The organism is Mesorhizobium sp. CNPSo 4671 (assembly GCF_057784245.1).
Genome location: NZ_JBWLUW010000015.1, coordinates 57,793 through 70,247, shown reverse-complemented (window position 1 = coordinate 70,247; position 12,455 = coordinate 57,793). Strand labels below are relative to the sequence as shown.

Here is a 12,455-nt window from a genome sequence, read left to right as displayed (position 1 = left end):
AGATCCCGTCTATTCGTCGCTGGATGTTCCACGGGCGCCCGGCGCGTGCGCCGCCGCCTTGCGGCGCGCCTCGACCCGGTCGTGACGCTCGACGCCGATCAGTTCGGCGACACGCCACACCGTATTGTCCTCGAGCTCGTGCAGTTCGCCATCGGCATAGACGATCTCCCACATCAGGCCGATGAAGGCCTTGCGCCCGTCCGCGTCGAGATGGCGCTTGAGCACGCTGGTGAAGGCATAGAGATCGATCGCCTCATTGTCGGCCCGCTCGCCAGCGGCGACCAGCGCTTCGAGTTCGGCGCCGCTGATCGAGTAGCTCTCGGAGAGCACCGCCTTGAACCGTTCCCACTCGACATCCTGGCGTACCCCGTCGGCGTTCATCACATGGTAGAGCAGCGCTGAAGCCGCGACGCGCGGATCGTCCGTGCTGGCCTGCGCGCCGGGTCCGGCGGGCAAATCCCTGAGAAACGACAGAACGCGTTCGAACATCAATCCATTCCCCAACGGCCCAAGGGCCGGCCCAATATCAAAACAGCCGGAACCGGCGCGGCGACTTTTCCGCTTCCTCGTCCGGATCGACGCCCGGATCGTCCGGCAGCCGCGCCAGTTCTTCCGCCGGCTCAACCGCCTCGGCATCGGCCGGCACCGCGGCGAACGCAGCCGCCGTGACCGGCGTGACCTGGTCCTCGCTTCTATCGGTGCCCTTGCCCGTCGTCTCGCTGCCCGCCGTGGCCGGCTCGACCGCGTCGATCGGCTTTTCACTGGCCGGCTTCGCCAGCGCCTCGATGACCGGCACCGTGGTCTCAGGCGCATCGTCACGGCTGTCGATCAACTGGCCAAGCCGCTCCATCGGCGCGCGCCATTCGAAGGCGTCGAGCCGTCCGGTGACCGGCGACACCGGCGCCCAGCGCTCCGACACGACGCCGTCGGCGACCCAGGCCGGATCGCGCGGCGCCCGCACCGCCTTGGACAGCAGCTGCCGCACCTTGCCCTGGTCGCCGGTCTCGGCTTCCTCGATGTCGGCCAGCAGCAGATAGGCGCCTTCGCGGCGGTCCATCCGGATCGCCGCCTCGGCCTCGCGGCGGGCGGTCGAAAAGTCCTGCGCGTCGAGCGCGGCACGCGCCACCGTCATCGACGATTCGGCATGGTTCTTCTTCATCTCCTGCAGCTTTTTCGCCCGGTTGAGGCGGTCGAGCACCGCGTCGCCCGGCCTTGCATGGGTGTAGAGCTCGGCGATCTCCGGATGCGGCTCGGCCCTCCACGCCGTCTCCAGAACCTTGGAGCCCTTGCGCACATCGTTCTGCTTGAACAGCGCCGCAGCGGCGGCAACGGCGGCCGGGGCGAAATCCGGCCGCAGCTTGTTGGCCTCGAGTGCCGCTGTCCTGGCAGCGGTGGGATCGCTATCGGCGAGCGATTGCGCCTTGGCGGTCAACAGCACGGCGCGGCGGCGATTGGCGGCGTCGCGCTCGATCTGCCGTGTCGATTTCTGCGCATCGACCAGCTTCAAGGCGCCGTCCCAGTCGCCGCGCGCGGTGAGCTCTTCCAGCGTCGATTCGGCCGCCCAGGCCAGTTGCGGCGCAACGGCGGCGGCACGGCCGGCATAGTGGCGGGCGGCATTGCGGTCGCCCAGCCGTTCGGCTTCCAGATAAAGCCCGCGCAGGCCGAGCAGCCGCATTTCGGGATCGTCGAGCATGCTCTCGAACTTCTGCCGCGCGCCTTCATGATCGCCTTCGAGCAGCGACGCCTGCGCTTCGAGCAGATGGATCAGCGGTTCCTGGTCGGAGCGGATCAGCTTGGCCGCTTCCTTGGTCTTCTTGCGGGCCAGCGCGCCGTCGCCGGCGCCGGCGGCGATCATGCCGGTCGACAGCGCCTGATAGCCACGGTCGCGGCGGCGCACGCGGAAATAGCGCGAGATGGTGTAGGGGCTGTTCCACAGCGACCTGATCAGCCACCACAGGATCATCACGGCGGCGACGACGGCAACGACCGCAACCGCCGCCACCATCAGGCTGACCTGATACTGGTAGCCATTGAAGGTGACGACCATGTCGCCCGGCCGGTCGGCCAGCCAGGCAAAGCCGAGCCCAAGCGCGAAGACGACGATGAGGAAGGCGAGCAGGCGGATCATCGTGTTGCCCTCATGCCTTCATCGCGCCGGAGATCAGCGCGTCGACCTGGGTTTCGACCTCGATGCGCGCCTTGAGTTTGCCGGCAAAGTCGGCGCCGGCGGCCTTCACGGCCTCAGGTAGCGAATTATATTCGCCGAGCGCCTTGGCATAGTCGCCCTGGGTGACCGCCACCTCCATGCGCGCCACGGTTTCCGGCGCGCCGGGACCCTCGACGGCGCCGATCGGCCGGACCTTGACCAGCGATTCGGCGCTCGACATCAGGTTCTGCAGAAAGCCGGCATTCTCATCGATCGGCGTTGCAGCGGCGACCATGGCATTGGCGGCGGCGTCCATCTGCGCGGCGATCTCGGTACGGGTCGAAACGCCCTTTTCGGCATAGGGCCGCAAGGTCGCAATCTCCGGCGCGTTGGGTGAGATCGCGGCCAGCGTATCGAGTTCGGCCGAGAATGGCGCACCGCGTTCGAGCGCCGACTTTAGGGCGGACGCGGCAATGGCGAGCGCGATCTTCGGCTGTCCTGCCGCTGCCTCGACCTTGCCCGAAAGCTGCGACACCGACTGTTCCAGCGCGGTCAGCCGGCCGTCCTGCGCTTTCGCCGCCTCGCCCGCCGATTTCACCAGCGCGTCGAGATCCGCCAGTTTTGCGTTGAGCGGGCCAAGATCGACCGGCGCCGCGCTGCCGGCCTTGCCGAGGGCGGCGACCGCGGTCTCGATCTGCTTGACCTTGTCACCGAGGGCGGCAAGTCCGGCATTGTCGCCAGCGCCGCCCTGTTCGACCGCCGATTTCAGCGCCGCGATATCCGCCTTTACCTGCTCCAGTCCCGAGGAAAGCCCGACCACCTTGGCCGCTGCGTCGTTGTTGCCACCGGCTTCCCTGAGGCCGGCGATTTCGCTCTTCAGCGAAGCGATCTCGCTGTTGACGCCGTCGAGCGAGACACCGGAACCCGAACCCGGCGCACCGAGCAGGCCGGCAAATTGCAGGCCGCCGGCGCCGGCGAGCGCAATGACGCCACCGATAATGCCGGCGGCGATGCCGTTGAGGCCGCCACGCTTTGCCACAGCCGGTGTCGACGCCATCTTTTCGTCCCGTGTCTGGGTTTTTGTCTTGCCGTCTACGGTGCGCTTGGCCGTCGCATCCTCGAAATTGTAGTCAGAGGCGGCAGTGCGATCGGCTGGCGTATCCGAGCCGGGATAGGGCAGCTCGGGCTCAACGGCCTTGGCCTCCGCGGACGGCTCGGTCCCGGCCTGCCCAGGGGCAGCATCGGCATGCTCCCAGGGTTCGAGATCGGTCTGGTCGGCATGCACCGGCTCTTCGGGAACCTCCGGCTGCGAGGCATCAGCGGTTTCCTCGGCCTTCGCCTCATCGGTCTGGGCCGCATCCTTGGCGGCATCCTCGTCGACGATTCGGGAGACGGCACCAGGTTCGAGATCGATGGTCACCGGCTCGCGGCGGCTTTTCGAGTGTCGCATCTTCGGCGTCTTGACCATGCCTGGGCTCCGCAAAATTCGCTTCGTCTCAACGCCTGCCGGCGCGTGATGGTTCAGAAAGGGTCTAGCACATCACCAAGCGGTGAAAAGGGGCGGTGTGATGACGCGGCTCAGGGCATCACCCGCAAAAGCGCCAGCAGCGCCTCCTCGTCGGGCTGCGGCGCAACGTGGATTGCTTTGCCGGGGCTGTCGCCGAAAGCAGCGGCTATGCGCGCGGAAAGCGCGAAAACCTGTGTCTTTTCAAAGGCCCCTTGCAGGACAGGCTGTTTGGCCAGGAGCTGCATGGCAGCGGCGGCCTTGGCCGAATAGAGCAGCACCGCATCGACCGGCTGGCTGGACAGCAGCGCAAGGATGGTCTCGTCGGAATACGGCACGGGCAACGTGTCATACGTCTCCACGGCCCGGACCTGGACTCCGGCAGCTTCCAGCCTCTGCTCGAACACTGGAAACCGCACGCGTCCGCAGAGATAGGTGATTGCCTTGCCGGGAAGCGCCATCGCGATGCTGTCGGCCAGCGCCTCGGCATCGCCCGAACCTTCAAGGACCGAAGAGAACCCCTTTTTGCGCGCCGCTTCGGCGGTCCTGGCGCCCACGGCATGGCAAGGTAGGGCGGCAAGCGCCGCGATGACCTCGTTTGAGGCATGACGCACGGCACTGGCGCTGGTGACGGCAACCGCGATGGCATCGCCGGTGACGAACTCCGCGTCGACAGGCAAAGCCACCGTTTCGGTCAGCGGCAGAACGATTGGCTGAAAGCCTGCCTGCTGAAGCCGCCGCGCCGTGCGCGAGGCGCCCGGTTCCGGTCTGGTCACCAGGACGCGAAGCATGTTCAGAGCCAGCCGTCGAAGAATTTTTCACCGGCCTTGGCCCGCACCGACCGTGCGGCTTCATCGCCGATGCGGGTGGCATCCTGCGCCGGTCCCTGCAGCTCGACCGTGTGCGACTGCCTGCCGTCGGGCGAGATGATCAGCCCGGCGAAGGAGAGCTTTCCGGCCTCGACCGAGGCATAGCCGGCGATAGGCGTGCGGCAGGAGCCGTCGAGCGCCGCCAGGAAGGCGCGTTCGCAGGCGAGCGCATGTCCGGTCGGCACATCGTGGATGGCTGCAAGCATCTTTTCAGCAGCGCGGTCGCCGATCCGGGTCTCGATGCCGATCGCGCCCTGGCCGGGTGCGGGCGGAAAGATGTCGAGCGGCATCAGATCGGTGGCGACATGCTCCAGACCCAGCCGCTTCAGCCCGGCATAGGCGAGGATGGTGCCGGCGGCAACGCCTTCGTCAAGCCTGCGCAGCCGCGTCTGCACATTGCCGCGGAACATCACCACGTCGAGATCCGGCCGCATGCGGCGGATCAGCGCTTGCCGCCTGAGCGACGACGAGCCGACCTTCGCCCCGCGCGGCAGTTCGGCGATGGTCTTGGCCGCCTTGCCGACAAAAGCATCGCGCGCATCCTCGCGCGGCAGGAAGGCCGAGAGTTCCAGGCCGTCCGGCAGTTGCGTCGGCATATCCTTCGACGAATGCACGGCGATGTCGATCGCGCCCGCCAGCAGTGCTTCCTCGATCTCCTTGGTGAACAGGCCCTTGCCGCCGGCTTCCGACAGCGGCCGGTCCTGGATGCGGTCGCCGCTGGTCGAGATGACGACGACCTCGAACGCTTCCGCCGGCAGGCCATGCGCGGCCATCAGCCGCGCCTGTGTCTCATGCGCTTGCGCCAAGGCCAGCGGGCTGCCGCGTGTTCCGATTTTCAAGGTTGTTTGCATGGCGCGCCGTCCGTGATAACCCCCGGCCGGAGCATTTTGCAGCCAAGTGGAGCCACTTGGCTTCGCAGAAATGCGGCTGAAATAACCGAGGCCTTTTCCGGGCTTTCTCCTAACGGGGAAAGGCCCGATAAACAATCTCTTGGGATAGCGACGAATTGATCCGTGTTCTGGGCATTGAGACGAGTTGCGACGAGACCGCCGCCAGTGTCGTGGCGCTCGAAGGCGATGCCGCGCCGAAAATCCTGTCCAATATCGTGCTTTCCCAGATCGAGGAGCATGCCGCCTTCGGCGGGGTCGTGCCCGAGATCGCCGCGCGCGCCCATGTCGAGGCGCTGGACGGCATAGTCGAGGCCGCTCTTGCCGATTCGGGCACGGCCCTTGCCGATATCGATGCGATCGCCGCCACAGCCGGCCCCGGCCTGGTCGGCGGCCTGATCGTCGGGCTGATGACGGCCAAGGCGATCGCCGCGGCAGCCGGCAAGCCGCTGATCGCCGTCAACCACCTCGAAGGCCATGCGTTGACGGCGCGGCTGACCGACGGGCTCGAATTCCCCTATCTGCTGCTGCTGGTCTCCGGCGGTCACACGCAGATCCTGGCCGTGCGCGGCGTCGGCGACTATCAGCGCTGGGCCACCACCATCGACGACGCGCTCGGCGAAGCCTTCGACAAGACCGCCAAGATGCTCGGCCTGCCCTATCCCGGCGGCCCGAATGTCGAGAAGGCGGCACAGAAGGGCGACGACAAGCGCTTCGCCTTTCCTCGCCCGATGAAGGGCTCGGCGCAGCCCGACTTCTCCTTCTCCGGCCTGAAGACCGCGGTACGTCAGGCAGCGACAGCGATCGAGCCCTTGAGCGACCAGGACGTCGCCGACATCTGCGCCTCATTCCAGGCCGCGGTCGCCGATGCGCTGGCTGACCGCGTCTCCCGCGCGCTGGCACGATTCAGCCAGACATTCCCCGGCACGAAGAACCCGGCTCTGGTCGTTGCCGGCGGCGTCGCCGCCAACCGCACCATCAAGGCGACGCTGGAACGCCTCTGCACTGACGTCGGCTTCACCTTCGTCGCGCCGCCGCTCAAACTGTGCACCGACAACGCCGCGATGATCGCCTGGGCCGGCATCGAACGGCTGCGCGAAGGCATGGCGCAGGAGAACGGCTTCGATTTCGTGCCGCGCTCGCGCTGGCCGCTCGACAGCATCTCGGCACCGATGGTTGGTTCCGGCCGGCGCGGAGCCAAGGCATGACTGATGAAGCCATGAGCGGCCAAGACGTCGGCAATCCCGGGAAAGGCAGCTGGCGCGTCACCGTGCTCGGCGGCGGCGCCTGGGGCACAGCGCTGGCCCTGGCCATGCTGCGCGCCGGCCATTCGGTACGCCTGTTTGCGCGCGACCCGGAAACCGTGGCCGCGATCGGCCGCGGCGAGAATCCGCGCTACCTGCCCGGCATCGCCATTGCACCCGGCATCGAGGCGACATCCGACATTGCGGCAGCGCTCACCGGGGCCGATTGCGTGCTGGCGGTGACGCCGGCGCAGTCGCTGCGTGCGACACTGGCGGTAGCGAAGGATCATATGCCTGATGGCATCCCGCTCGTTCTCTGCGCCAAGGGCATCGAGCGCGACACCGGCGCCTTGCTGTCGGCCATCGCTAGCGAAATCCTGCCGCGAAACCCGGTCGCCGCGCTCTCCGGCCCAAGTTTTGCCACCGATGTCGCCCGCGGCCTGCCGACGGCGGTGGTGGTCGCCGCCGGCGACGAGACCCTGGCGGCGGACCTTGCCGCCCGCTTTTCCGCCGAAAACCTGCGCTGCTATTCCAGCGACGACCTGATCGGCGTGGAGATCGGCGGCGCCTTGAAGAATGTCTTTGCCATTGCCGCCGGTGCCGTCACTGGCGCCGGGCTCGGCGCCAGTGCTCAGGCCGCCATGGTGACGCGCGGCTTCGTCGAACTGCGCCGCATCGGTGCCGCCTTCGGCGCCAGGCCCGAGACCTTGATGGGGCTTTCCGGCCTTGGCGACCTTTTGCTGACCTGCTCGTCGGTGCAATCGCGCAATTTCGCCTACGGGCTGGCGCTCGGGCAAGGCAAGGCGCTTGCCGGACTGCCGCTGGCCGAGGGCGTGCCGACGGCGGCGATCGCCGCCCGCATCGCCGCCGAACGTGGCATCGACGCACCGATCATCACCGCCGTCGCGGCCATACTGGACGGCACCATCACCATCCGCCAGGCCGTGACGGCCCTGATGACCCGGCCACTGAAGACCGAAACCAACGATTGATCCCCTCGACCTCGATCCCAAGAACCAGGAGAAGACCATGCTGTTTGCTTTTGTTTGCAAGGACAAGCCGGGAAGCCTGCAGATACGCCTCGACACGCGGCCCGTGCATGTCGCCTTTCTCGAGGAGCTGAATGCGCAGAAGAAACTGGCCTTTGCCGGTCCATTCCTCGATGCCGATGGCAAGCCCAATGGCAGCCTCGTGGTCGTCGAGGCGCCGGATCTGGCCGCCGCCCAGGCCTTGTCGGCCGCAGACCCCTATGCCAAGGCCGGACTGTTCGAAAGCGTCGAAATCCGCCAGTGGAACTGGACGTTCAACAAGCCGGCGGCTAGTTAATCCAGTCGCCGCACCTGGATCGCAAGGAGGAGAAAACATGAACTACTGGCTGTTCAAATCCGAACCCTCGGTTTTCTCCTTCGAGGCGTTGAAGGCCAAGGGCAAGGCCGGCACGCAATGGGACGGCGTGCGCAACTACGCCGCCCGCAACAATATGAAGGCCATGCAGATCGGCGATCTCGGTTTTTTCTACCATTCCAATGAGGGGCTCAACATCGTCGGCATCGCCGAGGTCTGCGCGCTGGCCCACCCCGACACCACCTCCGACGATCCGCGCTGGGAATGCGTCGACATCCGCGCGGTTCGCGATGTGCCGAACCCGCCGACGCTGGAACAGGTAAAAGCCAATCCGAAGCTTGCCGAGATGGCGCTGGTGCGGCTTGGGCGGCTTTCCGTGCAGCCGGTCACCCCGGCCGAATGGAAGGAAGTCTGCCGCATGGGCGGCCTGACGCCTGCTCCGTGACGGCGCTCACTCCACACAGCGCCAAGCAGTTCATCCTCGACAACACGGCGCTTATGGCGCCGCCGCACGTGCCTGAGATTCTGCTGCGCCTTGCCGATGAAGCCCACGATCTTTGGCAGCGGACCGAGGACGAACTGGTCGAGATCGGCCTGCCGCCGCCCTTCTGGGCCTTTGCCTGGGCCGGCGGCCAGGGCCTCGCCCGCTATGTCCTGGACAATCCCGACACGGTGCGGGGCAAGCGCGTGCTCGACTTTGCCTCGGGTTCCGGCCTCGTCGCCATCGCTGCCGCCAAGGCTGGTGCGGCCGGGGTGATCGCCGCCGACATCGACCCGTTCTGCGCCACCGCGATCCGCCTCAACAGCGAGGCCAATGGCGTTGGGGTCGACTTCCTCGGCAGCGACTGCATCGGCACCGATGCGGGCTGGGACGTGGTGCTCGCCGGTGATGTTTTCTACGACAAATCCTTCGCCGATAGCCTGATGCCATGGTTCGCGACGCTCAAGGCGCGTGGCGCCGAGATCTTCGTCGGCGATCCCGGCCGGTCCTATATGCCGAAATCGGGGCTGGAGCCGCTTGCGGTCTATGAGGTGGAAGTCACGCGGGCGCTGGAAGATTCCCTGGTCAAGCGCACCACCGTCTGGCGCTTTGCTTGACGCCATCGCCGAAGCGCTTGATACAACGTGCATCGAGCAATTCCAGGAAAAGTGCTTAGCGGTTTTTCGTCCGGAATTGCGTCAAAACAAAAAGATGTCACATGGCCTGCGTCAGGAGGGGGAAGCTCATGGATTTTTCAGCAGTGAACTGGCTGGCGGTCATCGCCGCCGCCGTCGTGGCTTGGCTGTTCGGCGCCGCCTGGTACATGGGGTTGAGCAAGCCGTGGCTGAAAGCCGCCAAGCTCGATCCGGCGACGGTGAAGAAATCGCCGCTGCCTTTCGTCATCAGCTTCATCGCCGAACTGGTCATGGCTTACATCATGGCGCTGGTTGTCGGCGCGATGACCGGTGGTGAGCCGACATTGCTTGCCGGGCTTGTCTTCGGCTTCGTGCTTTGGCTGGGTTTCGTCGCCACGACGCTGTCGGTCAATCATCGCTACGAGAATTTCGGCTGGGACCTGACCCTCATCGATGGCGGCCATTGGCTCGGCGTCTTGCTGATCATCGGTGCGGTGATCGGCTGGTTCGGCGCCGCGGCAAGCTGAGACGGGCGCGTTGACGATGGCGGATGAGCAGGGATTTCCACGCGACCTGGTGTTCACCCGGATCTGTCACGTCAAGCAGGGCTATGACGACCGGCGCCGCCATATTGTCCGCGAATTCGAGCGGCGCGGCGTGCCGGTTTATTTTTACACGGACTGGGACCGGCCCGATATCACCCCGGAGATCCGCAACGAGCTGGTCGCGCCCGCCTTTACCCACCCGCCAGCCGTCTCGCTGGCGCTGAAACATGTCGGCATCTGGCGTGATTTCCTCGAGACCGACCTGCCCTATTGCCTGGTCTTCGAGGATGACGTCTTCCTCGCCCGCGACTTCGTCGCCAAGTTCCGGCAGGGGCTTGCCGAACTCGGCAGCCCTGCGCGCAAGGCCGTCATCTATCTCGGCAATGGCAGCAACTACTACACACCGAGCTGGAAATTGCGGAAGGGCCAGAGGCTTTACCCGGCACTGCATGCCAGATGCACCGATTCCTATCTCATCACCCGCCCGGTCGCCGAAGCCCGCTGCGCCTGGATCGAGCAGAACAAGATATACACCTCGATCGACCACCAGGTCGAACAGATGGACGAGAAGCTCGGCATTGAGATGCTGTGGTTCGAACGTCCGATTGTCGAACAGGGCAGCGAGAACGGGGCGTTTCAGACGTCCATTTCCGCGAAAAACTATCCGCGTTTGTACAAAAGCCTGAAATGGAAATGGAAGAAATACACCCGCATGATCTTCGGCCACAACGCCCGGTCATGACCGGAAGATCGGACCTGGCGCAGCCGGCTCATGCCTCCGTGCCGTGGGTCTTTGCCGCCTCCTCGAGAAGCCATTCGCGAAACGCGACGATGCGGGCGTCGTCCTTCGCGGTTTCCGGATAGACCAGGAAATAGGCGAACTCCGGCGCGACCTTGATGCCGAGTTCGAAGGGACGGACGAGGCGCCCTTGCGACAAATCGTTGGCCACCATGGCGAAGTCGGCCAGCGCCACGGCATTGCCGTCCAGAGCCGCCTGCGTGGCGTCAGTCGAGGAGCCGAAGACGAGGGTGCGGCTGTCGTCGAAATCGTCGACGCCGGCCGCCTGCATCCACATGCGCCAGTTCGGCCAGGTGACGCCTTGCCGCGACCATTCGATATGCGCGAGCGTGTGCCGGAAAAGGTCGCGCGGTTCATTGAGCGGCGGGCCAGAAGCAAGTAGGGCCGGGCTGCACACCGGAATGATGATATTGTCGAACAGCCGGTGCGCGCAAAGCCCCGGATATTTGCCGGTGCCGAAGCGGATGCCGATATCGACATCGTCGCGCTCGAAATCCCTGACATCGTAGGTGATGTCGAAGCGCAGCTCGATGCCCGGCCTTTGATGGCGGAAATCGTCGATGCGCCGCATCAGCCATTTTGTCGCGAACTGCGCGTCGAGCGTCACTTTCAAGAGCGCCGTGCCGCGCGTCATCTTGCGAGCCCGCGACACCGCCCGATTGAGCAGGTCGAGCGCGTCGATCGAGGCTTCTAACAGCACGTTTCCGGCTTCCGTCAGCCGCATGGTGCGGCTGGTGCGCGTGAACAGCACCAGGTCGAGCTGGTCTTCGATCTCCTTGACCTGGTGGCTGACCGCCGCGGGCGTCAGCCCAAGCTCGTCGGCGGCGCGGGTGAAATTGAGGTGTCGCGCCGCCGCCTCGAAGGTCCTCAATGCGCGCGTTCCGGGCAGGAGGCGGGACATCCGATCTCCAAATAAAACTTGATGATTTGAAAAGAACTACTCGTTTCCCGTTTATTTTTCAATCCGGCATGATTGCAGCATCGAGATACCTTCAAACCAGATTTGACATCTGGAGAAACCGGACAAAGCCATGACCGACATCGCTCTGAAATCCCACACTGCCCTGAAATCGCACTCCGGCATCGCAGCCTGGCTGCACGCTACAATCGATTGGCTGCGCCAGGCGCGGGTCGCCGCCCGGCTTCCGTACGAGTCCGTTGAGGGCCTCTCCGAGAGCCAGTTGCGCGACATCGGCGCCGAACGCAGGGACGTCGCACAAGTGATGGACCGGGAACTCCGCGAAATCGGCCTGCTGGGGACGGGTTGGCAGAAGCGGAATTAGGGGAATAGGCATTAGGGGTAAGAGAGTATCTTGCCCTACTGCCTATTGCCTATTGCCTACTGCCTACTTCCCTACCTCACCACCCTCATCACCGTCCTATCCGACAGCAGCGGTAAGAGCCGCGCCATTGTGCGCGCGGTCACCGCGACGCAGCCTTGCGTCGGCGTGAAGCCTGGGCGGGCCAGGTGGAAGAAGATGGCGCTGCCGCGCCCGCGGCGGCGCGGCGAAATGTTCCAGTCGAGCACCAGGCAGGCGTCGTAGAGCCGGTCGTCGCGCCGCATGCGTTCGTGGCTGGCGCCATAGGGGATCTTGACCGGCCTGTTGTAGTTGCGGTCGTCCGGCACCTCGCACCAGCCGAGATCGGGCCCGATCGGCGTCATCGCCAGCCGGGTCCTGCGGCCACCGGCAAACTGATCCCCCCGAAAGTAACCCGACAGGATCCGCATCGAGCCAAGCGGCGTCGCGCCGTCGCCCTCGTGCTTGTCCGCCGAGATGCCGCCGCGTCCCAGCGCGCAGGCAAACACCGTTTTTCCGGCCTGCAGCAGACCCTGGGTTGGATGACCGGGCCTTGTCCGCACGGTCAGGACACGCAGCCCTTTTGCCAAAATTGCGCCGGCTGCATTGCGATCGCATTTTTTCTTGTATGATCGTGCCACGGAACAAATCACTGTGATCGGCTATTGTGTCGGCCAGCTTCCGCATAAATACGCAGCGGTCA

At 65.4% G+C, this 12,455-nt stretch carries 15 protein-coding genes; 8 read left to right on the top strand and 7 right to left on the bottom strand.

Features of this window, described 5'->3' with window-relative positions:
• Positions 1 to 9: 9 nt before the first annotated feature.
• From AC04SF_RS31080 to hemC, 5 genes are all read right to left on the bottom strand, one after another.
• A complete protein-coding gene (locus AC04SF_RS31080; RefSeq protein ID WP_096451580.1) occupies positions 10 to 489 on the bottom strand; it encodes a tellurite resistance TerB family protein in 480 nt (159 codons plus the stop codon).
• Positions 490 to 526: 37 nt separating this feature from the next.
• The gene (locus tag AC04SF_RS31075) at positions 527 to 2,128 is read right to left on the bottom strand and encodes a heme biosynthesis HemY N-terminal domain-containing protein (protein ID WP_488480898.1); all 1,602 of its coding nucleotides are present in this window, start codon (positions 2,126 to 2,128) and stop codon (positions 527 to 529) included.
• 10 nt (positions 2,129 to 2,138) lie between these two features.
• Positions 2,139 to 3,614, bottom strand: coding sequence for a COG4223 family protein (locus AC04SF_RS31070; protein WP_488480897.1), 1,476 nt, complete (start codon positions 3,612 to 3,614; stop codon positions 2,139 to 2,141).
• 110 nt (positions 3,615 to 3,724) lie between these two features.
• Positions 3,725 to 4,441: a uroporphyrinogen-III synthase gene (locus AC04SF_RS31065; RefSeq protein ID WP_488480896.1), complete on the bottom strand. Its 717-nt coding sequence runs from the start codon at positions 4,439 to 4,441 to the stop codon at positions 3,725 to 3,727.
• Positions 4,442 to 4,443: 2 nt separating this feature from the next.
• Positions 4,444 to 5,370, bottom strand: coding sequence for a hydroxymethylbilane synthase (gene hemC / locus AC04SF_RS31060; RefSeq protein ID WP_488480895.1), 927 nt, complete (start codon positions 5,368 to 5,370; stop codon positions 4,444 to 4,446).
• A 158-nt stretch (positions 5,371 to 5,528) separates the two neighbouring features.
• Here hemC and tsaD point away from each other — a divergent pair, with 158 nt between their 5' ends.
• From tsaD to AC04SF_RS31025, 7 genes are all read left to right on the top strand, one after another.
• Complete coding sequence (tsaD, locus tag AC04SF_RS31055) at positions 5,529 to 6,614, top strand: tRNA (adenosine(37)-N6)-threonylcarbamoyltransferase complex transferase subunit TsaD (protein ID WP_488480957.1); 1,086 nt, start codon at positions 5,529 to 5,531, stop codon at positions 6,612 to 6,614.
• Positions 6,611 to 7,642 (top strand): NAD(P)H-dependent glycerol-3-phosphate dehydrogenase, encoded by a 1,032-nt coding sequence (locus AC04SF_RS31050; RefSeq protein WP_488480894.1) that lies wholly within the window; start codon positions 6,611 to 6,613, stop codon positions 7,640 to 7,642. The genes tsaD and AC04SF_RS31050 overlap by 4 nt, the downstream gene beginning before the upstream one ends.
• Before the next feature lie 37 nt (positions 7,643 to 7,679).
• The gene (locus AC04SF_RS31045; protein WP_202352247.1) at positions 7,680 to 7,976 is read left to right on the top strand and encodes a YciI-like protein; all 297 of its coding nucleotides are present in this window, start codon (positions 7,680 to 7,682) and stop codon (positions 7,974 to 7,976) included.
• A gap of 37 nt (positions 7,977 to 8,013) precedes the next feature.
• On the top strand, positions 8,014 to 8,439 hold the full coding sequence (locus tag AC04SF_RS31040) for an EVE domain-containing protein (RefSeq protein ID WP_019861976.1): 426 nt from the start codon (positions 8,014 to 8,016) through the stop codon (positions 8,437 to 8,439).
• A complete protein-coding gene (locus AC04SF_RS31035; RefSeq protein ID WP_488480893.1) occupies positions 8,394 to 9,092 on the top strand; it encodes a class I SAM-dependent methyltransferase in 699 nt (232 codons plus the stop codon). The genes AC04SF_RS31040 and AC04SF_RS31035 overlap by 46 nt, the downstream gene beginning before the upstream one ends.
• A gap of 128 nt (positions 9,093 to 9,220) precedes the next feature.
• Positions 9,221 to 9,637 carry a DUF1761 domain-containing protein gene (locus AC04SF_RS31030; protein WP_488480892.1) on the top strand — a complete coding sequence of 139 codons (417 nt, stop codon included), beginning with the start codon at positions 9,221 to 9,223 and terminating at the stop codon, positions 9,635 to 9,637.
• A 16-nt stretch (positions 9,638 to 9,653) separates the two neighbouring features.
• Positions 9,654 to 10,397, top strand: coding sequence for a glycosyltransferase family 25 protein (locus AC04SF_RS31025; RefSeq protein WP_488480891.1), 744 nt, complete (start codon positions 9,654 to 9,656; stop codon positions 10,395 to 10,397).
• A gap of 28 nt (positions 10,398 to 10,425) precedes the next feature.
• Here the strand turns inward: AC04SF_RS31025 and gcvA are convergent, their stop codons facing one another.
• The gene (gene gcvA, locus AC04SF_RS31020) at positions 10,426 to 11,355 is read right to left on the bottom strand and encodes a transcriptional regulator GcvA (RefSeq protein WP_488480890.1); all 930 of its coding nucleotides are present in this window, start codon (positions 11,353 to 11,355) and stop codon (positions 10,426 to 10,428) included.
• 130 nt (positions 11,356 to 11,485) lie between these two features.
• On the opposite strand from gcvA, the gene AC04SF_RS31015 reads away from it, so the two are divergent.
• Positions 11,486 to 11,737 carry a hypothetical protein gene (locus AC04SF_RS31015; RefSeq protein WP_488480889.1) on the top strand — a complete coding sequence of 84 codons (252 nt, stop codon included), beginning with the start codon at positions 11,486 to 11,488 and terminating at the stop codon, positions 11,735 to 11,737.
• A gap of 71 nt (positions 11,738 to 11,808) precedes the next feature.
• Here AC04SF_RS31015 and AC04SF_RS31010 read toward each other — a convergent pair whose 3' ends face one another.
• Positions 11,809 to 12,345: a L,D-transpeptidase family protein gene (locus AC04SF_RS31010; RefSeq protein WP_488480956.1), complete on the bottom strand. Its 537-nt coding sequence runs from the start codon at positions 12,343 to 12,345 to the stop codon at positions 11,809 to 11,811.
• Between the last annotated feature and the right edge of the window lie 110 nt (positions 12,346 to 12,455).